This is a genomic window from Cystobacter fuscus DSM 2262 (genome assembly GCF_000335475.2).
Classification (GTDB): Bacteria; Myxococcota; Myxococcia; order Myxococcales; family Myxococcaceae; genus Cystobacter; species Cystobacter fuscus.
In genome coordinates this window covers 203023-225780 of the sequence record NZ_ANAH02000018.1, presented here as the reverse complement: position 1 = coordinate 225780, position 22758 = coordinate 203023, and the positions used below count along the sequence as shown (strand labels likewise).

General features: G+C 69.0%; 17 protein-coding genes. 12 read left to right on the top strand and 5 right to left on the bottom strand.

Annotated features, from left to right (window positions below):
* The first annotated feature begins 131 nt into the window (after nucleotides 1-131).
* From D187_RS29270 to D187_RS29230, 9 genes are all read left to right on the top strand, one after another.
* Nucleotides 132-854: an RNA polymerase sigma factor gene (locus D187_RS29270; protein WP_002643343.1), complete on the top strand. Its 723-nt coding sequence runs from the start codon at nucleotides 132-134 to the stop codon at nucleotides 852-854.
* Nucleotides 851-2296 carry a serine/threonine-protein kinase gene (locus D187_RS50545; protein WP_162159708.1) on the top strand — a complete coding sequence of 482 codons (1446 nt, stop codon included), beginning with the start codon at nucleotides 851-853 and terminating at the stop codon, nucleotides 2294-2296. The genes D187_RS29270 and D187_RS50545 overlap by 4 nt, the downstream gene beginning before the upstream one ends.
* 125 nt (nucleotides 2297-2421) lie before the next feature.
* Nucleotides 2422-2868, top strand: a complete 447-nt coding sequence (locus D187_RS29260) for a hypothetical protein (RefSeq protein WP_002643341.1) — start codon at nucleotides 2422-2424, stop codon at nucleotides 2866-2868.
* Between the two features lie 8 nt (nucleotides 2869-2876).
* The gene (locus tag D187_RS29255) at nucleotides 2877-3419 is read left to right on the top strand and encodes a thiol-disulfide oxidoreductase DCC family protein (protein ID WP_051256601.1); all 543 of its coding nucleotides are present in this window, start codon (nucleotides 2877-2879) and stop codon (nucleotides 3417-3419) included.
* Between the two features lie 47 nt (nucleotides 3420-3466).
* On the top strand, nucleotides 3467-4591 hold the full coding sequence (locus tag D187_RS29250) for an ABC transporter substrate-binding protein (protein WP_002643339.1): 1125 nt from the start codon (nucleotides 3467-3469) through the stop codon (nucleotides 4589-4591).
* A gap of 275 nt (nucleotides 4592-4866) precedes the next feature.
* Nucleotides 4867-6294, top strand: coding sequence for a DUF4832 domain-containing protein (locus D187_RS29245; protein WP_002643338.1), 1428 nt, complete (start codon nucleotides 4867-4869; stop codon nucleotides 6292-6294).
* A gap of 163 nt (nucleotides 6295-6457) precedes the next feature.
* Nucleotides 6458-6751, top strand: coding sequence for a hypothetical protein (locus D187_RS29240; protein WP_002643337.1), 294 nt, complete (start codon nucleotides 6458-6460; stop codon nucleotides 6749-6751).
* Between the two features lie 124 nt (nucleotides 6752-6875).
* The gene (locus D187_RS29235; RefSeq protein ID WP_043431940.1) at nucleotides 6876-7886 is read left to right on the top strand and encodes an NADP-dependent oxidoreductase; all 1011 of its coding nucleotides are present in this window, start codon (nucleotides 6876-6878) and stop codon (nucleotides 7884-7886) included.
* 89 nt (nucleotides 7887-7975) lie between these two features.
* Nucleotides 7976-9898 (top strand): hypothetical protein, encoded by a 1923-nt coding sequence (locus tag D187_RS29230; RefSeq protein WP_002643335.1) that lies wholly within the window; start codon nucleotides 7976-7978, stop codon nucleotides 9896-9898.
* Nucleotides 9899-9954: 56 nt separating this feature from the next.
* Here the strand turns inward: D187_RS29230 and D187_RS29225 are convergent, their stop codons facing one another.
* The gene (locus D187_RS29225; protein WP_002643334.1) at nucleotides 9955-11322 is read right to left on the bottom strand and encodes a class II 3-deoxy-7-phosphoheptulonate synthase; all 1368 of its coding nucleotides are present in this window, start codon (nucleotides 11320-11322) and stop codon (nucleotides 9955-9957) included.
* Nucleotides 11323-11686: 364 nt separating this feature from the next.
* Here D187_RS29225 and D187_RS29220 point away from each other — a divergent pair, with 364 nt between their 5' ends.
* Complete coding sequence (locus tag D187_RS29220) at nucleotides 11687-13387, top strand: VWA domain-containing protein (RefSeq protein ID WP_002643333.1); 1701 nt, start codon at nucleotides 11687-11689, stop codon at nucleotides 13385-13387.
* Nucleotides 13388-13430: 43 nt separating this feature from the next.
* Here D187_RS29220 and D187_RS29215 read toward each other — a convergent pair whose 3' ends face one another.
* Nucleotides 13431-15959: an ABC transporter permease gene (locus tag D187_RS29215; protein ID WP_002643332.1), complete on the bottom strand. Its 2529-nt coding sequence runs from the start codon at nucleotides 15957-15959 to the stop codon at nucleotides 13431-13433.
* Entirely contained in the window at nucleotides 15956-16687 is a 732-nt protein-coding gene (locus D187_RS29210; protein WP_002643331.1) for an ABC transporter ATP-binding protein, read from the bottom strand. Before D187_RS29210 ends, D187_RS29215 begins: the two co-directional genes overlap by 4 nt.
* 74 nt (nucleotides 16688-16761) lie before the next feature.
* Between D187_RS29210 and D187_RS29205 the strand changes: the two genes are divergently transcribed.
* Entirely contained in the window at nucleotides 16762-17427 is a 666-nt protein-coding gene (locus tag D187_RS29205; protein ID WP_002643330.1) for an arylesterase, read from the top strand.
* Nucleotides 17428-17548: 121 nt separating this feature from the next.
* The gene (locus tag D187_RS29200; RefSeq protein ID WP_002643329.1) at nucleotides 17549-20191 is read left to right on the top strand and encodes a PQQ-dependent sugar dehydrogenase; all 2643 of its coding nucleotides are present in this window, start codon (nucleotides 17549-17551) and stop codon (nucleotides 20189-20191) included.
* 82 nt (nucleotides 20192-20273) lie between these two features.
* Here the strand turns inward: D187_RS29200 and D187_RS29195 are convergent, their stop codons facing one another.
* Nucleotides 20274-22325, bottom strand: a complete 2052-nt coding sequence (locus tag D187_RS29195) for a B12-binding domain-containing radical SAM protein (RefSeq protein ID WP_002643328.1) — start codon at nucleotides 22323-22325, stop codon at nucleotides 20274-20276.
* A 141-nt stretch (nucleotides 22326-22466) separates the two neighbouring features.
* Entirely contained in the window at nucleotides 22467-22730 is a 264-nt protein-coding gene (locus D187_RS29190) for a hypothetical protein (RefSeq protein WP_002643327.1), read from the bottom strand.
* Nucleotides 22731-22758: the final 28 nt, after the last annotated feature.

The window sequence follows — 22758 nt, the reverse complement described above, 5'->3', positions numbered from 1 at the left end:
CCTCGTGATGCGGCGAGCCGGCCCGCCACGACTCCACCTCTTGGGCTCGGGAGGCGATAGGAGCAGCCCGCCGGGAGCGGACCCGTGTCCGTGCGCGAAGGAGGACACGGAGTTGGGCTAGAACCCACCCCATGGACGCGGACGCACGAGACGCGGGGCCTGGGCTCTTTCCTCCCACGCGCTGGACCCTCATCCGCTCGGCACGGGCTTCGCCGGAGGCGCGCCGCGCGGCGCTCGAGTCGCTGCTGGGCACCTACTGGCGCCCGCTCTACGTCTACATGCGCCGCCAAGGCCTGGACACCGAGGCCGCGCGCGACGCGGTGCAGGAGCTGCTCCTGCGGCTGTTGGAGCACGGCTTCCTCGAACGGCTCGACCCCGAGAAGGGCCGGCTGCGCGGCTACCTGCTGACCGCGGCGCGCAATCACCTGTCCCACCGGCACGAGCGCGAGAGCGCCGCCCGACGGGGCGGTGGGGTCGCCGCGCTGCCCCTGGACTTCGAGCTGGCCGAGCGCATCGCCTCCCAGGACGCGCGGGGTCCGGACGAGGCCTTCGAGCGGGAATGGGCCTCGAGCGTCATGGAGCGGGCCCTGGAGCGGCTCCGGGCGGAGTACGAGGGAGGCGAGCGCAAGGGCCCCTTCGCCCTGGTGCTCCAGTTCTTCCGTCCCGGCGAGCCGCCGAGCTACCGCGACGCGGCGCGGGCGCACGGCATGTCCCTGCCGCAGCTCAAGACGTTCCTCCACCGGGCGCGGGTGCGCTACCGGGAGCTGGTGCGCGAGGAGGTGGCGGACACGGTGGACGCGCCCGAGGAGGCGGAGGCCGAGCTCGCCGAGTTGCTCCGGGTGCTGAAGCGATGAGCGAGACGTGTCCACGCTGCGGTGCCCCGGTGGACGTGGAGCGCCTGGCGGTCTGCGCCAGCTGCCTGCTGGGTGAGGACAGGGCGGGCCCGGAGCGCATTGGCGCGCTGGAGCTGGAGGAGGAGATCGGGCGCGGGGGCATGGGCCAGGTCTTCCGGGCGCGGCACGTGCGCCTGGATCGGCCGGTGGCGGTGAAGTTCCTCATCGGGGAGGCGGCCTCCAGCCCCGAGGCCCAGGCCCGCTTCGCCCGCGAGGCGCGGGCCCTGGCGCTGTTGGATCACCCCCACATCGTCCGGGTGCATGACTTCGGTGAAGAAGAGGGCGAGCGCTACCTGGTGATGGAGCTGGTGGAGGGCCGTGGCCTGTCGGAGCTCTTGCCCCTGCCACCCGCGGAGGCCGTGCGCGTGGCGCTCCAGGTGTGCGACGCGCTGGCCTACGCGCACGCGCGCGGCGTGGTGCACCGGGACATCAAGCCCGCCAACATCCTCGTGGACGGGGACGGACGGGTGAAGGTGACGGACTTCGGCATCGCCCGCATCGTGCGCTCGGAGGGCCGCCGCGACACCCTCACCGCCGTGCACACCGTGGTGGGCACCCCCGAGTACATGGCCCCGGAGGCGCTCGCCGGGGCCGCGCCGGATCCGCGCATGGACGTGTACGCGGTGGGCGTGCTGCTGCACGAGATGGTGACGGGCCGGCCGCTGACGGCGGGCTCACCCACCCTGACGGGGGCGCTCGGGACGATGGTGCGGCGCGCGGTGGCGTTGGATCCCACGCGGCGCTACGCCAGTGCCCACGCCCTGGGGTTGGACTTGCGGCGCTTGGCGGACGGCGCGGCGGAGGCGGCCCTGCCTCCGGACGAGGCCGTCTGGTTACGCACGGTGGCGCTGCTCCAGGCGGTGGCGTGCGCGCTGGTGCTCTGGGCGCTCGTCGTCTCGGTGACGCCGCGGGTGTTGGCGCCAGAGCAGTTGGATCTGCTCACCATGCAGCCCGTGGCGCGGCTCGCGGACGGCCGGTGGGTGACGAAGGCGCGCTTCGAGACGGGCCCCATCCTCGGGGCGGTGGCGGGGCTGGCGGTGGCGCTCGCGGCGTATGGCCTGCTGCGCCGGCACTGGCGCCAGGAGGGCCTGGATGCCCCCGCCCCGGAGCTTCCCCTGCGCGAGGCGCGCGTCTTCCTGGGAGTGGCCAGCGTGAACTCGACATTGTTCGCGCTGCACCTGGGGCTCGCGTGGTCGGCGGGCCTGTCCTTGCCCCACTTCATGCCGCTGCTTGGAGGGCTGCTGGAATTGGGGACGCTCTACCTGCTCTGTGTCGCCGTCCTGGAGGCCTGGCGGCGCCAGCGGGCACTCTCCCGCGAGCCCTGGCTGTGGTGGGGGGTGGTCCTGATGCTCCTCCCACCGGCCATCGAGCTGGGCCTCCAGCTCCACGCCTGGCGGCCCTGAAATCAAAAGGCACCCCGCAACCGCGAATTTCCCTCCCGGTATTCCCCCGCGAAAGGGAAGAGCGGCACCCCACCACGAGGGCACTGGAGCCCCGGGCGGCCGCGCTTCCCCGAGGGAGAGAAGCCATGGAGACGAACATCACCCCGGGAGCCGTGTCGAGCCAGTTCATGGTGGCGGCCTACCTGGTCTACCTGCTCGTGAGCATCACGCTGACCATCTGGGTGGCGCGCACGCTGCAGCGCAACGGTGCGCCCTTCCTGCATGAGGCCTTCCTGGGCAAGGAGGTGCTGGCGGACTCCGTCAACCACCTGCTGGTGGTGGGCTTCTACCTGATGAACATCGGCTTCGTGGCCCTGGCGCTCAAGGAGCACCAGACCATCTGGACGTTGCAGGAAATCATCGAGCTGGTCTGCGCCAAGCTCGGCAAGGTGCTGGTGATGCTCGGCGGCATGCACTTCTTCAACCTGTACGTCTTCAACCGCATCCGCCGCTCGGCCATGGTGCGCCAGATGCCGCCCCCCGTGGCGCCGCGCGAATTCACCAGGATGCCGGCCACCGTGAAGGCCACGTGAGGTGAGCCATGCGAGCCCTCTGCGTGCTGTATGACGAGACATGTGGCTTCTGTGTGAGCTGCGCGCGGTGGTTGGAGGCGCAGTCCACGTGGGTCGCGCTCGAGTGCCTCGCCTCGGGAGGCGAGGAGGCGGCGCGGCGCTTTCCCGAGCTGCGGCGCTCTGGCGGCCGGGAGGAACTGCTCGTGGTGGATGACGAGGGGGGCGTCTACCGGGACACCCAGGCATGGCTGATGGTGCTCTGGGCGTTGGAGGACTACCGGGAGTGGGCGCTGCGGCTGTCGAGCCCCGCGCTGATGCCGCTGGCGCGCAACGCCTTCGAGCTGCTCTCCAGCAACCGCCGGAGGTTGTCCGGCTGGTTGCACCTGGAGGACGAGGCGGTGCGCCAGCACCTGGCGCGCGAGGCGGGGCCGCCGGGTGCGCCCAAATGCGGCCCGGACGACGCGGCCTGCCGCCTGCCCTCGCTGGAGCGATGCGGCGGCTGCGGCCAACCCCTGGTGAGGGGCCGCGAGTTCTGCCCGCACTGTCTCGCGGAGGTGGTGGCGCGGGGGTAACCTCCGGGCGGAGCGACCGGTTTTCCCCCACTCCAAGAGACCCACGCATGAGCCCAACCCCCCCCCTGTCCACCCGCCGCACCGCGGGCCTGCTCGCCGCACTGCTGCTCGCGGCTCCCGGATGCAAGCGCGAGCAGCCCGAGGCGCCGGGCGCCACGGCCCCGGCCAAGGCCCCCTCGGGCGGGAAGATCGCCCTGCTGCTGCCGGAGTCCAAGACGGCACGTTACGAGAGCCATGATCGGCCGCACTTCGAGCGTCGCGTGAAGGAGCTGTGCGCGGACTGCGAGGTGCTCTACAGCAACGCCGACCAGAGCGTCGCCAAGCAGCAGGACCAGGCCGAAGCCGCCCTGGTCAACGGCGCCAAGGTGCTCGTGCTGGATCCCGTGGACTCCGGCGCCGCGGCGGCCATCGTCGCGCGCGCCCGCCAGTCGAAGGTGGCGGTGCTCAGCTACGAGCGCCTCGTCCTCAACGCGGACGTGGACTACTACATCTCCTTCGACAACGAGCAGGTGGGCAGGCTGCAGGGCCAGGCCCTGGTGGACAAGCTCAAGGCGGACGGCAAGACGCAGGGCACCCTCGTGATGCTCCACGGTGCGCCCACCGACGACAGCTCCCGGTTCTACAAGTCCGGCGCCCACGGCATCATCGATGGCAGCGGGCTCACGGTGGGCGCCGAGTACGACACCCCGGACTGGAGCCCCGACAAGGCGCAGCAGCAGATGGAGCAGGCCATCACCCGGCTCGGCAAGGACAAGATCATCGGCGTGTACTCGGCCAACGACGGCATGGCCGGTGGAGCCATCGCGGCGATGAAGGCCGCGGGAATGGACCCCCTGCCCCCCGTGACGGGCCAGGACGCGGAGCTGACGGCCGTCCAGCGCATCCTCACGGGCGAGCAGTACATGACGGTCTACCTGGCCATCAAGCTCGAGGCGGGGATCGCCGCCGAGGTGGCCGTGGCGCTGCTGCGCGGCGAGAAGCCACCGGCCGAGCGCATCAACGGCAAGGTGAACAACGGAACCAAGGACGTGCCCTCCATCCTGCTGACCCCCGTGGCCGTCACCAAGGAGAACGTGAAGAGCACGGTGCTCGCCGACAAGTTCTGGACGGCCGCGCAGCTGTGCGAGGGCTCGTACGCGAGCGCCTGCGCCAGCGCGCAGCTCACTCCCTGAGCGTCCCAACGCTCGCGGGCACCCCGTGGACGGGCGCCGCGAGCCTCGTGGTCCAGGGACGCGAGAACCAGACCTTCCCGCGGCCCCCGAGCACGTGGACGATGCTCGGGCCCCAGCGTCTTGTTCCCCCACGAAGACGGGCTGGTCGCAGCGGGAGAAGCAGAAGGTGAAAGATATCAGTTCGACCATTCCGTCCGAGAAGGTTTTCACTGGAATTCAAGGAAGAACTGGAAGCATACTTCGCCTCGAACCCCCTCTGCTTCGAGGAGAACGACATGTCGCTGTCCCCGCCGCGCGCCCTCGCGCTCACGCTTTCGGTGGCGCTCGCCACCTCCACCTCCGCCCCCGCGGCCTCGGGCGCATGGGAAGGCCAGACCTACAACGCGAACGCACCGGGGCTCGAGTCCAATCCCCTCAAGGGCTTCGTGCCGTTCGGAGCGGCCACCAATAACGTCCCGTACAGCATGGAGTGGTATTACCTGCCATTGAATTCACTGATGACGGGAGGCAACTCCTCGTCGGGGACCTACTCGTATAACTGGGCCGGGCTCGACAGTGCGATGGCCGCGGCGGCCAGCCGGGGCAATCAGATTGTCTTTCGCATCTACCTCGACTACCCGAGCCAGGCCGTGGCCACGCCCCAGTTCCTCATCAACGAGGGCCTGCCCATGCGATCCTACTCAGACTATGGAAACTCGAGCAGCAAGGCGCCGGATTGGAATAACGGCAATCTGATCAAGGCGCTGGAGTCTTTCATTGGCGCGCTCGGCCAACACATCGACGGGGATGCGCGGGTCGCCTACGTGACGGCGGGCCTGTATGGGTACTGGGGCGAGTGGCACACCTACCCGCAGGACTCGGACACGTCCGATGGCAAGCCGAACTGGGAGATGTCCCAGGCGAACAAGGATCGGCTGCTGGCTCGGTACAAGTCCGCCTTCACCCGGACTCACGTGCTGGTGCGCGACCCGTTGGCCAGCTCGACCTACAAGAATGACTTCGGCTACCACGATGACTCGTTCGCCTATGAGACGCTGCCAGGCGTGAGCTGGCACTTCTGGCCCAAGATGCAGAGCGCCGGCCTCACGGAGAACTGGCGCCGCCGACCGATGGGGGGAGAGCAGCGGCCGGAGATGCAGTCCACGATGTGGAACAGCTGGCCCAACCCGGTGGAGTACTACTACGGCACGCCCACCGAGAACGAAGAGACCGCGATCAAGACCACTCATGCCACGTGGCTGCTCAACAACTGGATGTTCAACAACGCGCTGAGCTCCACGCAGAGGAACAATGCCCTCCGGGCGCAGAAGCTGCTGGGATACGAGCTGTTCGTCTCCTCGGTCCGGCTGCCCAATCCCACGACCTCCACCCAGCTGTCCGTGGACATCAACCTCGAGAACCGGGGGGTCGCCCCCTTCTATTATGACTGGAAGTTGGAGTTCATCGTCTTGAACGCGTCCAACACCGTGGTGAAGACCCTGGGGACGACCCAGGTGAACCTGCCCGGAATCCAGCCTGGAAGCGCGGCCTCCACGAAGAGCTTCAGTGCGGCCCACGGGCTGAGCGCGGGCACCGGCTACAAGCTGCTCATGCGGGTCGTGAATCCGTTGTCCAATGGCAAGCCCGTCAGCTTCGCCAATGCGAAGCAGGGCCAGGACCGGGGGGGCTGGTTGACGTTGGGCTCCTTCGACGTGACGATGTAACGACGAGACGCACAGGGTCCCTCCCCTCGGGAGGGAACCTCATCGGCGGGGCATCTTGCCTCCGAGGTGAGCCGCGAGCCCCAAGTGGTTCGGCGATGCCAGAGAGGGTGTCTGGGAACTCGAGTGACACGGCCCGGAGCAACACGCGGCTCCCAGCCCTTTCGTGCATCGCTTCGATCCCTTTGACACCGTCTCCGGCCAGCCGGAACTCGATACCTCCAGTGAGACGGCGGTCCCGTCCACCGCTCAGAGCTCGGATGGAACAATCACGCTGGAGAGGAAGAGCGGCACCCCCTTCGACGCCAACCGCAACGCGCTGTCCTCAGGAGACCTGAGCGTCATTGGTTTGGCCGGGGTGCCCTTCGCCACCCTGGAGGCGGTCGAAACCGCGCGGTATGAGGACACATCATCGTTGCGACGAGACCTGGTTGTCTCTCAGGACCGGCGTCGGCTATGACGCGAGCTATTGAACGCTAACGACTCATGAAGCGATGGGGCTGCCCGAGGACCTGCTCGGGGGCCCCGGACTCCAGCAATCGCTTCCATTGATTGGGATGCCGGAGCGTTATAAGCCCGCCATCATGAACACCACCAATCATCAATTCCGCCTCGCCGCTCGTCCGGTGGGCATGCCGAAGCGCGAGGACTGGAACTACACCGAGGAGCCTGTTCGCGAGCCGGGGGACGGCGAGCTGCTGGTCAAGGTGCTCTACCTCTCGCTCGACCCGGCCATGCGCGGATGGATGAACGAGGGCAAGTCCTATATCCCGCCCGTGGCCATCGGCGAGGTGATGCGCGCCGGAGGCGCGGGCCGGGTCGTCTCCAGCAAGCACCCTGGATTCGTGGCGGGTGACTACGTCATCGGCCACTTCGGCGTGCAGGAGTACGCCCTCTCCAATGGGAAGGACGTCGCCAAGGTCGACCCGCGGGTAGCTCCGCTGCCGGTCCATCTTGGCACCCTCGGCATGCCCGGCTTGACGGCCTATTTCGGCCTGCTCGACATCGGCAAGCCGAAGCCGGGGGACACCGTCGTCGTCTCGGGGGCGGCCGGTGCCGTGGGCACGGTGGTCGGGCAGATCGCCAAGCTCAAGGGATGCCGCGTCGTGGGCATCGCCGGCGGGGCCGACAAGTGCCGGTACATCGTGGACGAGCTCGGCTTCGACGCCGCCATCGACTACAAGTCCGAGGACGTCAAGAGCGCGCTGCGCACGCACTGCCCCAAGGGCGTGGACGTCTACTTCGACAACGTCGGCGGTGACATCCTCGATGCGGTGCTCACCCGGCTCGCGCGCGGCGCGCGTATCGTCATCTGCGGTGCCATCTCGCAGTACAACAACACGGGTCCGGTGAAGGGTCCGGCCAACTACATGTCCCTGCTGGTCAATCGCGCCAGCATGACGGGCATGGTGGTGTTCGACTACGCCGAGCGCTACGGCGAGGCGGTGCGCGAGATGGCCGGCTGGAGGGCCGCCGGCAAGCTCAAGTCGCGCGAGGACATCGTCCAGGGTCTGCAGACCTTCCCCGACACCCTGCTGAAGCTCTTCAAGGGCGAGAACACGGGCAAGCTCGTGCTCCAGGTCGCCAAGGAGTAGCAACATCGCCCCTCGGTCGCCGAGAATAGAGGGTTCGATCGGGTCCGAAATGACCTCACGGTCGGTGAATCGGTCAAGGAGATGACACCATGAGTGCTGGACGCGTGGGGGATGGAGGCGCGGCGGCGGCGGCAGCGGCACGGCGTGCGGCGGAGGAGGCGGCGAGACGGGCGGCGGCGGAGGCGGCAAGGCGGGCGGCGGAGGCCGCGGCTCGGCAGGCGGCGGCGGAGGCCGCGAGCCGCACGGCGGCGCAGCAGAAGTCCACCTTCGAGCCGGCTGCCCCGAAGAACACGCTGAACCTGGACGGCCAGGGCGCGCCCGCGTCCTCGCTGTTCACCGAGAACTCGAAGGACGGCCAGGTCAACTGCCTCGACCAGGCAGCGGACTGGGTGAACAAGAGCACCCCCGAGCAGCAGCGCCGCTCGGAGCTGGTGTTCCTCGAGGACTCGCGCGCGGGCACCGAGGGCCAGACGGGCCACGTGGTGGTGCGCGAGGGCGAGCGGGTGCACGACCCGAGCAGCGGCAAGAGCTACGAGGACATGAAGGCCTACCTGCGCGAGCAGCCGCACTACCGCGAGGCCGGCTCCATGTCGGGCACGGCGGCCGCGGAGGTCTTCTCCACCGAGCCCGGCTCCTTCGAGCGCGCCCAGGCCCTGGCCGACGCGAAGGTGTCTCCCGAGCTTCAGCGGATGATGGTCGCCGACCCGCCCATCACCGAGCTCGCGCCCAACCCCGCCACCGTCGAGCCGCGGAACATCACCGTCCCCGGCCAGCCCGGGCCGGTGTCCGTGGAGTTCAGCGACACGCTCGAGAAGGACGTGAAGAAGGAGGACGGCTACGTCACCGTCTCCATCAACGCCGAGACGAACATCTCCGCCTCCGGCACGGTGGAGTTCGGCAAGGCGAAGGTGGGCGCGTCCGTGGGTGGGGGCGTCTCCGCGGGCAAGGACATGTCGTACGAAGTGAAGATGAAGGAGGAGGACTTCGAGAAGCTCAAGCGCGGCGAGATTCCTCCACCCCACCCGCTCAACCCGGAGACGCTGCCGGACGGGGCCTCCATCAAGATGGAGCAGCGCCAGTTCAAGGGCTACTCCATGGAGGCGGGCCTGTCCTACCACGAGGTGGAGCTGGGCCTGTCCGGCGAGGTGACGGAAGGCAAGGGCATGTCCGTCGAGATCAGCCGGAACGGGGACAAGGTGCAGGTGACGGCGGGCCCCACCGAGTTCATCGAGAACGACGGCAAGGCGAGCATCGGTGCCGGGCCGGTGTCCGTGAGCGCGGGCCGCACCGACACGCTCGAGGAGTACAAGCTGCGCACCGCCGAGTTCGACCTGTCCAACCCGGAGGGCCAGAAGGCATTCGAGTCCTTCCGCGAGGACGGCCGCATGCCGGAGAAGGAAGGGCCGGGCGTGTCCAACACGCTGCGCTTCGACAAGCTCAACTACGAGTCGGTGGGCGGCAAGTTCGGCATCGAGGCGGGTCCTTTCAGCGCGGAGTCCGAGGGCACCACCAACACCGGCGACTACCTCATCACCCACCACCCGGACGGGACGAAGTCGCTCACCGTGGACGTCACCTACGGGGGTGATCACCCGGACCTCACCTTCGAGCAGAAGTACGGCAAGGACGGCAAGCCCATTGCCGGCACGGACAAGTACGCGCTGAAGTTCGACACCCAGGACGACGACGCCCGCGAGCTGCTCGTCTACGCGTACACGGGCGACGAGGCCCAGGCGAAGGCCGCGCGTGGCAATGACGAGCCCATCACCCTCAACCTCACCGCCAATGACGTGAGGGAGCTGCAGCGGCGCGCCTTGGACCGGCCCATGGCCCACATGGGGCTGGGCGGGCTGTTCTCGGGCTACGACGGCAAGCCGACGGAGCCGATGATGGCCATGCGCAACCTGGCCTGCACGCCGAGGTTCAACGAGCGAGGGCTGGCCGAGAGCCTCTACGGCATCGTGATGCAGGACGGGCGCAAGCCCTTCCCCGGCGAGGTGAAGGTCGGCTGAGCTTCACCCCGTATGACGCGGGAGGCCCGGCTCCACCGACAGGGGAGCCCGGGTCTTCAGGGCCGGGGCGCGCGGGGAAGGCGGCTCATGCGCCGGGCGATGTGGAAGCTCATCTCCAGCGCCTGCCGGTAGTTGAGCCGCGGATCGCACAGGGTGGCGTAGTTGCGCTCCAGGTCCTGCTCGGTGATGCCCACGGCACCGCCCACGCACTCGGTGACGTCCTCGCCCGTGAGCTCGAAGTGCACCCCACCCAGGTAGGAGCCGAGCTTCTCGTGCACGTCGAAGCTCTGCTCCACCTCGCGCAGCACGTCCTGGAAGTTGCGCGTCTTGATGCCGGAGGAGGTGCTCACGGTGTTGCCGTGCATCGGATCGCACACCCACAGCACGAGCCGGCCCGCCCGCCGCATGGCCTCCACCACCCGGGGGAGCGCGTCCGCCACCTTCTGGGCGCCCATGCGGGTGATGAGCACGAGTTTGCCCGGCTCGTTGTCCGGGTTGAGCGCCTCGGCCAGGCGCACGGCGTCCTCGGGAGACACGCTGGGGCCCAGCTTCACCCCCACCGGGTTGCGGATGCCGCGGAAGAACTCCACGTGCGCCCCGTCCAGGGCCCGGGTGCGCTCGCCAATCCACGGCAGGTGCGTCGTCAGATCGTACCAGCCCTCGCGCCACGGCACCTGGCGTGTCTGGGCCGATTCGTAGTGGAGGTTGAGGCCCTCGTGGCTGGTGTAGAAGTCCACACGGGTGAGGTCCGCCACGGTGCGCTCGCCCAGGGCCTCCATGAAGCGCAGGGCCTCGCTGAGCTTGCGGGTGGTCTGCTCGTACTCCTCGCGCAGCTCGCCCGGCACGGCGGCCTGCCGGAAGAAGCTCAGGTCCCAGTACTCGGGGTGGTGCACGTCGGCGAAGCCACCGTCGCTCAGCGAGCGCACGAAGTTGAGCGTCATCGCCGCGTGGTGGTAGCAGGCCAGCAGCAACTTCGGGTCCGCTCGCCGCGCCTCGGGAGTGAACTCCGGCCGGTTGACCAGGTCCCCGAAGTAGCTGGGCAGCTCCACGCCCCCGCGAACTTCCGTGGGCTTGGAGCGCGGCTTGGCGTACTGGCCGGCGATGCGTCCCACCCGGATGACGGGCCGGTGCCCCCCGTGGATGAGCACCAGCGACATCTGCAGGATGATCTTCTGCCGGTTGGTGATGATGTCCGAGCGGCAGTCGGAGAGCGACTCGGCGCAGTCTCCGCCCTGCAGCAGGAAGCGGCGGCCCTGCTGGGCCTCCGCCAGCAGCTCTCGCAGCCGCTCCACCTCCCAGGAGGTGACCAGTGGAGGCAGGCGGCCGAGCGCCGCGACGACGTCCTCGACCTCCTTCGGCTCCTCGTAGCGGACGTCTTGGGTGATGGGCTTCGTCTTCCAGGAACTGGGGGACCAGATGCTCATACACAGGTAGGCATATCAGACCAAGGGCATGACGCGTGATCGGGGCTCCCGGTGGCCCGGCAACAATCCACGCGGAGCGCCTCTGTCGCCGTTGACATCCGCGAACCGCACGGGACGGCCTGGGTTCAGCTCAGGGGATTGGGATCGGACGGCACGTCCTGCCGTCAAAGTAAAACCCATCGGAAGGTGGGCTGACCCATCTCCATGACAAGGCAACGCCCTGACACGCGAGTGGCGCAAGCCTGTGTGACGAACCCGTCACGCGCGCGCAAGAAGCAGGTGAGGTGAGTCGTGGACGGTTGAGAGGGCGGCGGCGCCGCGTCACACAGTCGTGGCGAAGGTGCCCGAGGGGAGGACCGTCCGGATGTGGAAGCTGCGGTGGGGAGTGCTCGCGGTGGTGATGTTGCTGGCCGCATGCAAGGAGTCCAGCCAGGGAACATCCAGTCCACCCGAGGCCACGCGCAAGCCCCAGGGGGCGAGCGGCGCGCAGTCCGTGGTGCTGACGGTGGCCTACGGCAGTGAGAAGAAGAGCTGGTTCGAGGAGCAGTCACGGGCCTTCGAACGGAGCGGAGCGAAGACGAAGTCGGGCCGGCCCATCCGGGTGGAGGGCCGGGCGATGGGCTCGGGCGAGGCGGTGCAGGACATCGTCTCCGGCAAGCTCCGGGCGCACGTCTACAGCCCGGCCTCCAGCGCGTACCTGCCGCTGCTCAACAACGCGTGGATGACGTCCAGGGGCAAGACGACGCCGGTGGTGGGCGAGGGCGAGCCGCTGCTGCTCTCGCCCATCGTCATCGCCATGTGGAAGCCCATGGCGGAGGCGCTGGGCTGGCCGGGCAGGACCCTGGGCTGGGCGGACCTGATGAAGGTGGCGGCGGACAAGCGGGGCTGGGGCGCGTACGGGCACCCCGAGTGGGGCCGCTTCAAGCTGGGCCACACCCACCCGGACTCCTCCAACTCGGGCCTGCTGTCGGTGCTGGCCGAGGCCTACGCGGGCTCGGGCAAGACGCGCGGGCTGACGGTGGCGGACGTGGAGGGCAAGAAGACGAAGGCGCTCATGACGGAGATCGAGGGCACGGTGGTGCACTACGGCAAGTCCACCGGCTTCTTCTCGGACAAGATGTTGCAGCGGGGGCCGGGCTACCTGTCGGCGGCGGTGCTGTACGAGAACCTGGTCATCGAATCCCACGGCAAGCGGACGGACGCGCCGTTCCCGCTGGTGTCCATCTACCCGGTGGAGGGCACCTTCTGGTCGGATCATCCGTACGCGGTGCTGGACGCGGACTGGGTGGGCTCCGAGGAGCGCGAGGCGGCGCGGGCCTTCATGGCCTTCCTCAAGGCGCGGCCGGCACAGGAGCGCGCGCTGGCGCTGGGCTTCCGTCCGGCGGACCCGGCGGTGGCGATCACCGCGCCGGTGGACGCGGCGCACGGCGCGGATCCCAAGCAGCCGCGGACGCTGCTGGAGGTGCCCGGCGCGGACGTGCTGGAGAAGCTGCTGGCCGTGTGGCGCGAGACGAAGAAGCCCACGGACGTCACCTTCGTCTTCGACAAGTCCGGCAGCATGACGGGCCGCCCGCTCACCGAGGCCAAGGTGGGGGCGAAGCGCTTCCTGGAGTCGCTGTCGGACCGGGACGAGGTGACGCTCGTCCTCTTCGACAACAACGTGTACCCGCCCCTGGGGCCGATGGTGCTCGGCAAGGGCCGCGCGGAGCTGCTCGGCCGCATCGACAACATCATCGCCGACGGGGGCACGGCCCTCTATTCGGCCACGCGGACCGCCTACCTGCTCGCTCGGGAGCGGGCGCGGAAGGAGCCGGGGAAGATCCACGCCGTGGTGGTGATGACGGACGGCATGGACGATAGCAGCCCCCTCACTCTGGGGGACCTGGAGCAGGGCCTGAACACTTCGAGCGGGGAGAACCCGGTGCGCATCTTCACCATCGCCTACGGCGAAGACGCCGAGGGCAAGGTGCTCGAGCGCATCGCCGAGGCGGCCAGGGGCTCCAGCGCGAAGGGGGGCGTGGAGGACATCGTCCAGGTGTACCGGGACATGGCGTCCTTCTTCTGAGGCGCGGGATGAGGGGACTGGCCAGGAGCCGAGCCCCCCGCGCTCAGCCCTGCAACTCGCGCAGTGTCACCGAGGGCGGCGCGTCCAGTACCCGCCGGGTGGCGAACATGCCCGCGCTCACCGCCGCGAGCACCCCCAGCCCGCCCCCCACTCCCACCAGCCGCCAGTCCGCCTGCCATGGCAGTTCGAACACCTGCGTGGCGATGACTCCCGCCAGGACGGAGGCGGCGAACGCCGCGGTGAGGCCCGACAAGAGGCCAATGGCCGCGAACTCCGAGGCCTGCGCGAGCCGCAACTGCCGGCGGCTGCCGCCCAGCACCCGCATCACGCCACCTTCCAGCAGGCGCTCGTCCTGGCTGGCGCTGACCGCGGCCATCAGCACCAGCAGGCCCGCGAGCAGCGAGAAGTAGAACACCACTTCCACCACGGTGGAGACCTGGTCCGCGGTGCCACGCACCTGCTTGAGCATCGCATCCACATCCACCACCGAGAGGTTGGGGAAGCGGGACACCAGCTCCGCGGTGAAGCGCGTGCGCTCGGGGGGCACGTGCATCGCGGTGATGTAGCTGGCCGCATAGCCCGTGAGCGAGCCCGGCGACACCAGCACGATGAAGTTCGGCCGGAAGCTCTCCCACTCCACCTCGCGCAGGCTGGTGACGGTGGCCTCGAGCCGCTGGCCCGCGATGTCGAAGGCCACGCGGTCTCCAAGCTTCCAGCCCATCGAGGAGGCGAAGCCCTCCTCCACGGAGAGCTCCGGCTTCTCCGCGGGCCGCGGTCCCCAGAACGTGCCCGCGGTAACGCGGTTGTCGTCGCGAAGCGTGGTGACGCTGGAGAGGTTGTACTCGCGCTCCCTCCGCCACTGCCCGCGACGCTCCTCCTCGGTGTTGGCGGTCCCCTCGGCGGGCGTGGCCTTCACCGGCTCGCCGTTGTGCGCCACCAGGCGGCCGCGCACCATGGGGAAGAGGTCCGGAGGGAGCAATCCCCGCTCGGCCATGAACGCACGCACCGGCTCGAGCTGATCCTCCTGCACGTTGACGATGAAGCGGTTGGGGGCCTCCCTGGCGAGCGCCACCTGCCAGCGGTCGAGCAGGTCGGTGCGCACGAAGGTGAGCAGCAGCAACGCCATCAACCCCAGGCCGAGCGCCGACACCTGCGCGACGCTGGTGGCCGCGCGCCGGCTCACATTGGCCAGCCCGTAGCGCAGGCTCCCGCGCAGCCGCGAGCGCAGTCGCCGCACGACGGAGATGAGCCCCCACGCCAGGGTGGCCAGCACGCCCAGCGTGGCGACGATGCCGAGGAGCATCGCGAGCGCCAGCCCCGCCGAGCCGGCCTTCCACCACAGCAGCGCGACCAGCCCCGCCACGCCCGCGAGCCCCACCAGCCAGGAGCTCGGCTCGGTGCGATCGAGATCCCTGCGCAACACGCGCAGCGCGGGCACCCGGCGCAGCGCGAGGATGGGGGGTGCACCGAAGGTCAGCAGGACCACCAGTCCCACCCCATACCCCTGCACCGCCGGCACCCAGCCGGCCGCCGGAATGTCCAGCTTCAGCGCGTCGGCGAGCCACCTGCCCACCAGCCACTGCAGGAAGAAGGCGAGCAGGACGCCGATGGAGCTCGCGATGAGGCCGGCGAGGAGCAGCTCGCCCCCGTGGGTGGCCACCAGCGTGCGCTGGCTCGCGCCCAGACACCGCATCACCGCGGTGCTCGACAGGTGCCGCTCGCTGTGCCGGCGCGCCGCCATGGCCACCGCCACCGCCGCCAGCACCACCGACACCAACGCCGCCAGGCTCAAGAAGCGGTCGGCCCTGTCGAGCGCGGAGCGCATCTCCGGACGCGCGTCCTTCACCGTCTCCAGGCGCTGGCCTCGCGCGAGCCCCTCACGGGCGGTGCGCACGAAGCGCTCCACCGCGTCCGGCTCTCCGGCCACCACCAGGCGGTAGCGCAGCCGGCTGCCCTCCTGCACCAGCCCCGTCGCGGGCAGGTCGGCGAGGTTGAGGAACACCCGGGGCGCGATGTTGAAGTAGTCGATCGCCGCGTCCGGTTCCTGCACCACCAGCGCGGAGAGCCGCAGCTGCGACTCGCCAATGCCAATCATGTCCCCCAGTCTGGCATCCAGCGCGTCCGCGCCAGCGCGGCTCAACCACACACTGCCCTGCTCGGGAATGCCCGTGGCGTCGCGCTCGGGGCCGCCCACCGAGTCCACGATGCGGAAGCGGCCCCGCAGGGGAAAGCCCTCCCCGAGCGCTCGGAGCTCTCCGAGCTTGAGCCGCTCATCGTCCGCGTCGCCGACCCGGATCATGCTGGGCAGCTCCTGCGTCTCGGTGCGTCGCAGCCCGGGCGCCTTCGCCGCCTCGCGCACCACCCCATCGAGGGGCGTGTCGCCGAGTACCACCGCATCTCCGCCGAGCAGCCGGTTGGCCTCGAGCGCCAGCGCGCGCTCGGCGCGGTCGGTGACGAAGCCGATGGCCGTCACGGCCAACACCGCGAGCACCAGGGCGGCGAGCAGGATGCGCAGCTCTCCGGCGGCGAAGTCACGGCGCAGCTGGCGCCAGGCCATCTTGAGCAGTCTCATGAGGCTTGCCGCTCCTCGGTGATCAGGCGGCCCCCGTCGATGCGCAGCCGCCGCCCGCAGCGCGCCGCGAGATGCTCGTCATGGGTGACGAGCACCAGGGTGGTGCCGGCCTCCGCGTTGAGCGAGAACAGCAGCTCGACGACGGCCTGGCCGGTGCGGGTGTCGAGGTTGCCGGTGGGCTCGTCGGCGAAGAGCACCGCCGGCCGGGTGACGAAGGCGCGCGCCAGGGCAACGCGCTGCTGCTCTCCGCCGGACAGCTGGCGCGGGTAGTGGCCCAGCCGCTCCCCCAGCCCCACCTTCCCGAGGATGGCCCGGGCGGGCGTCTCCACGTCCGCGTCTCCGCGCAGCTCGAGCGGCAGCATCACGTTCTCCAGCGCCGTCAGCGAGGGCAGCAACTGGAAGCTCTGGAAGACGAACCCCACCTTCTCACCGCGCACACGCGCACGGCCGTCCTCGTCCAGGGAGGACAGCGGCTCGCCGTCCAACAGCACGCTCCCGCTGGTGGGCGTGTCCAGCCCGGCCATCAGCGACAGCAGCGTGCTCTTTCCCGAGCCGGAGGCCCCGACAATGGCCACGGTGTCGCCATGGGAGATGGAGAAACCCACCCCGTCGAGGATGGTGAGCGCGCCGGACGGCAGGGACACGCGTTTGCCCAGTTCCGACACCTGGAGGGCCAACCGCCGCGGGTCGGGCTGGACTTTGATGTGCATCGCGAGGTCGTGGGGCATATTGGGGTTCTTCGTCAGCGGAGCGTCTGCTCGCGGAGCAGGCTTGTAACGGCGGCCCGGAGGAGTTGCAGCGGATGAGGCAAGGATACATGAGGGAGCGCACCCGGACCGTCGGTGTGCTCGGTTATCTGGTGATGACACTGGCCATGGGACTGGCCACGCTGGGAGCACCGGTCGCGGAGGCCGGGCCCGCGCGGACGGTGCTGGTGATGGGGGACTCGCTGTCCGCCGCCTACGGGCTCGCGCCGGAGGAGGGCTGGGTGGCGCTGACCGCCGAGCAGATGGCCAGGCAGACGCCTGGATGGCGGGTGGTGAACGCCAGCGTCAGTGGAGAAACCACCGCGGGCGGAGCCGCGCGAATCGAAGGAGAGCTCGCGCGCAACCAGCCAGCGGTGGTGGTCATCGCCCTGGGTGGCAACGACGGGCTGCGGGGCCTGTCGCTCAAGCAGACCCGGGCCAACCTGGAGAAGCTGGTGAGCGCGGCCAAGGCCTCTGGAGCCCGGGTGTTGCTGGTGGGCATGCGCATGCCGCCCAACCTGGGCAAGGCCTACACGGAGGGCTTCGCGGCCAACTACCGAGCCGTGGCCGAGGCGCACAAGGTGTCCCTGCTCCCGTTCCTGCTGGAGCCCATTGCCATGGAGCGCGCCTCCTTCCAGTCCGACAACATCCACCCCGTCGCCGCCGTGCAGCCCAAGCTGCGCGACCATGTCTGGCCCGCGCTGGCTCCGCTGCTGAAGTGAGGGCCCTCGTGCCCCTCGGTCCCTCGAGGCCCGCGACCGTGCACCCATGCACGGGGGCACCCACCGTTCTCGGGCATTCAGGGTCTGCCCGAGCGGTGATTCGAGCGCGTACGATGGCGCCATGCTCTCGTTCCGCTCTCATCTGCTCCTGCTGGGGCTCCTGGCGTCGCCCGTGCTGGCCGCGGTCCCCACTGGCTTCCAGGAGACGGCGTACACCTCTTCGGCCCTGACCCCCGCGACGGGACTGGCCTGGGCACCCGATGGCTCGGGGCGGCTCTTCATCACCAACAAGAACGGCCAGGTGCTCGTCGCGGTGATGCGCGATGGGGCGCTCGTCGTGCAGGACGCGAAGCTGGTCACCTCCGTGTTCACCACGGAGAGCGTCTACACCTCCGCGGAGTGTGGCCTCCTCGGGATGGCGTTCGATCCGAACTACACCGTCAACCGCTACGTCTACCTGTTCATCACGGCCACCGGCTCCAAGCAGCAGATCATCCGCTATACGGACGCCAACGGAGTGGGTACGGCGCGCACGGTGCTCGTCGACTACCTGCCGACCGCCCAGCAGAACCATAACGGCGGAGCGATCGGTTTCGGCCCGGATGGAAAGCTGTACTGGGCCATCGGAGATCTGGGCACGGGCGCGGGTGTGGACGCGGATCTCACCTCGATGGCGTCCAAGGTGAGCCGGGCCAATCTGGACGGCACTCCCGCCAATGACAACCCCTTCAATGATGGGGTGGGCCCCAACAACGAGTACATCTGGGCGCGCGGCTTCCGCGATCCCTTTACCTTCACCTTCCAACCGGGCACCGGGGCGCTGTGGGTGAACACGGTCGGAACGAGCTACGAGCAGATCTTCGTGACGAGGAGAGGGGCTCATGCGGGCTACGACGACTACGAGAACAACCAGCCCGCGGGGTACATCACCCCGGTCATCAAGTACCGCACCAACGGCACGGACACGCGCGACATCACCGCGGGGGGCGCCGTGCGCGGCGCGGGCCGCGTCACCTTCACCACCAGCGCGCTCCACGGCTTCCGCAAGGGGGAGAAGATCACCGTGGCCGGCGTGACGGACACGAGCTTCAACGGGGAACTCTACGTGTCCAGCGTCCCGAGTGGCACGACGTGGACCGCGGTGCAGGCGGGGGTGGATGCGACGAGTGGCGGGGGCACCGCGACGACGCAGTCCCTGGGAAGCTCCCTGACGGGAGGGATCTTCTATGACTCCACGCTCTTTCCGAGCGACTACCGCGGCAACCTCCTCTTCGGGGACTACGGCTCCGGAAGGCTGGTGCGAGCCACGCTGGCCGGGGATGGCTCGGTGGCCACCGTGGATGCATGGGCCAGCGGCATCACCCAGGCCGTGGACATGGACGTGGGACCGGATGGCGCGCTGTATGTCGTGGGGGTCGCCTCGGGCACCCTCCGGCGGATCTCGCCCACCGCGTCCGGGCAGAAGCTCCTCGTCTCGGCGCTGCACGTGACAGTCGTCGAGGGCGGCAGAGCCGTGTTCACGGTGAGGCTGGCCGAGGCGCCCACCGCGGAGCTCACCGTCCGCGTGGCGAGGGCCTCGGGCGACGCGGATCTGACGGTGAAGGACGGCGCGGAACTCACCTTCACACCGGCCAACTGGAACCAGCTTCAGCGCATCACCCTCGCCGCCGCCGATGACGCGGACGCGGCGGCGGACAGCGCGGCCTTCACGGTGTCCGCACCCGGGCTGAGCCCCGAGACGATCCAGGTCGCGTCCATCGACGACAACACGGCGCGCCTGGTGCTGTCCTCCACGGCCTTGACGCTGAACGAGGAGGAGACCGCGTCCCTGACGGTGGCGCTCTCCAAGGCCCCTTCCAGCAATGTCTCGCTCACGGTGGTGCGGACGGCGGGGGATGCGGATGTCAAAGTCTCCAGCGCCGAGACCCTGACCTTCCGTCCGGCCAACTGGAGCACTCCGCAGACCGTCACGGTGGCGGCCGCGAAGGACGTGGACTTCCTGGCGGACTCCGCCACGCTCACCCTGGCCCTGGCTGGAGGGGACGCGCGCACGGTGTCCGTCACCGTGCGGGACAATGACGCCGCGGCCCCGGTCATCTCGTCCACGCCTGGCACCTCCGCGGTGGTGGGTGCCCCGTACCGCTATCAGGTGGTGGCCGACGGACTGCCCGCGCCCTCGTTCTCGCTGACGAGCAGCGTGGCGGGTCCGGTCATCGACTCCAGCACGGGCATCCTCGTGTGGACGCCGGAGGCCGTGGGCACGGTGGACATGACGGTGAGCGCGAGCAACGGGGCCCCTCCGGACGCGCAACAGTCCTTCCAGGTGCTCGTGAAGGCGGACGAGCCGCCGCTCGCGGTGCTCACGCGGCCCACGCAGGAGGAGCGGGTCTCGGGAGCGACGGCGGCGTTCTTCGGGGACTGCGTGGACGACGTGGGCTGCACGAAGGCGGAGTTCTATGTGGACGGGGTGCTGGAACGCACGGATGCGCGGACCTCCGGGCCCTACCATTACGGGGGCGAGCCCAACCGGTGGGACACGACGTCGCTGAGTCCTGGCGCGCACCAGGTGCGCCTGGTCGTCTACGACACCGCGGGGCGGAGCGCCGCGGCCGAGGCCAGGGTGTGCGTGGGTGAGGGGGCGTGCGTTGTGCCGGCGGAGGACCCGCCGGGCTGTGGTTGTGGCGTGGGCCCTGGAGGCGCGCTGGCGTGGGGAGGGCTGGTCCTGGGTCTGATGCTGCGTCGAAGGCGGCCGAGCGACGCATAGGAGGGCGCACGGAGAGCCCTCTCGCCGGGGTGAGGCCCACACCTGCCTCGTGCGGGCCCTCCCCTCCCCTCTCCACCTCGGCTCAGGACGCCTCTTTCATCGCCTCGTCTTCCATGTCCTCGAGAACGGGCTCGAGCGCTGCTTCGAGCGCCGGGTAGATGCCGAGTAGATCCTCGACACTGGAGTTCAGGCTGAGCCAGTTCACGATCCGCACCGCGTCCGCATTGGTGATGCACACGCGCCGCAGGTGGCGGTTCACCACGAAGTGGCGCTTGCCCTGTGGCGTGTCGAACTCATACCCACGCAGCAACTGGGCGGCGGAGTACTGGCGGGTCGCCGATTCCACCTCGGCGAGCTGTTTCTTGAGCTCCGCGCGCCCGTAGCGGCTGAGCAACAGCAGCAGGTGTTCGCGATCGATCCAGTGTCCGTTCATGTAGACACCCCGCGCGCGCTTGAGCTTGTTGTAGCGCTCCAGCGCGCGCTGAGCTCCCTCGGCGCTCAGACCCGTGGTCGTCTCGTAGTCGTAGAAGAGATCCAGCACGGTGTCCGTCCGGGCCGTGAACGAGCTCACGCCGAACTGATCCGGCGCCTGATGGATGGGCGCGTTGTGCTCGAACACGAAGGTGCCGGTGCCCTCGGAGTGCAGGATGTCCGCGTGGTTGAGGAGGAACTGGATCGTCTCCTCCGCCTCCGCTTGCGTCTCGGTGGGGAAGCCGAAGAAGTTGAAGGTGTGGCTCCAGATGCCCGCGTCATGGGCGAACTGCAGGTTGTCCACCATCACCTTCTGCGTGTTGTTCTTGCGCATGTGCTTCTGCACGCGCTCGGACGCCGTCTCCAGGCCGATGTAGAGCGAGCGGAAGCCAATGTCATACATGTTCTTGAAGTCTTCCCGCGTGAAGTACTTCTCGAACTTGTAGAGGGCGGTGAAGAAGTATTTTTCCTTGGGCATCGCCGGGGGGAGCATCCGGAACAGCTTCGGCGGCAGGGCCTCGTCATTGAAGGCGAAGTGCAACACGCCGTGGCGCTGGTTCAGCAGCTCCACATCCCTGGCGATCAGCTCCGGGGCCCGCATGCGGTAGCGGTCCTGGTAGATCATGCCGTGGTAGCAGAAGGCGCACTTGCCCCAGTAGCAGCCGCGCGTGGTCAGCAAGGGGAGGACGATCTGCGGCGACAGGTAGTCCTCGAGTGGCAGGTCCGAGAAGTCTGGCGTGGGCACCTCGCTCATGGGGATGGTGTCGCCCAGCGAAGTGAGCACCAACTCCCCCCCGTCGAGGAAGGCGAGGTTCGGGGTCCGATCCCGACGGGGATCCTCGCTGGAGAGGAAGCGTTCCATGGGCCGCTCGCCCTCGTAACGGCAGACGTAGTCGAAGCAGGTGCCGAACAAGCGCGTGACCCAGGTCTTCTCCTTCTCGACGAGGCGGGAGAACACGCTGCCGCCCACCAGCACCGGCACGTTCGGGAAGGCCCGCTTGAAGATGCGCCCGAGGGTGAGGCCCGCGACGATCTGCTCGGTGCCGATGATCGAGACGCCGAAGAAGCGCGGGACCTGGGTGATCGCCGCGACATGTTGCTCGAAGAAAGGGATGAAGGGGTTGGCGTGGCGATCGTCGATGAACTCCATGAGCGATTCGATCGAGTTGAGCACGTCCCCGTCGGACAGCGACGTCGTGCCCACCTCGATCACCGGCTCCGCGGCCGAGAAGGCGGCCAGCAGGCTCTTCAGGGCGTCCACGCTCTCCTTGAAGTGCTCCAGCGTATCGTAGGTGTCGCCGGTGCGCAGTCCCTCCACCAGGGCAAGGAGCTGCTCGTACTCCTCGAGCGTCGCGAGCGAATGCAGGCATTTGGCCCGGTACAGGCCCTCCTCGTCTGTCATCGACTGCACGTAGTGCGTCAGGCGCGTCCTCGCGAGCGGAAGACGCTCGGGGCCAATGAACCAGCGGTAGAACGCGATGTTCCAGTCGTCCTGGCGGATGTGGAAACCCCGCTCCTCGAGATAGGCCTTGAGCGACGGCGTGCTCAGGAAGGGCTGCAGCGGCGACCACTGCGGTGGGAAGACGAGGTGGAGATCAGGATGTTCGGCGCGGGTGCGGACCGGGCTGGTCTCGCGCGAGACAGGCGGGGCTGGAATGGTCATCTGCGGGGTCCTCCGTTCATGCGTGCGCACAGCGCCGGGGCGGACTCCGCTCCTCGGCGAAAAGACGGGGAGCGCCCCTGGAAGAGGACCCCCCGCGGACTGCACATCACCAGGCTGACGCGGTGTTCCGCGTCCCGCGGACTAGCCGATGGCGGCGGCGAGCTGCCGCAGCATCTTCGGCTTGGCTCCGGACGCCTGGGCCACGCTCTGCTGCTGCTGCTGCTGCTGCTGCTGCTGCACATCGGTCTGGATGCGGCTGACACTGCCGATGCCGATGGAGTCGTTGATCACCGGCTCCAGCGTCGCGGCATTGCCGGCGAAGGAGCCGAAGAGCAGCGACAGCGCGGCTGGGGATGCGAGAGCCCGCCCAGCACGTTGGGCCGACTTCTTCTTCTTGTTGTCCATGCATACCTCCTACTCGGGGGAGTGACAC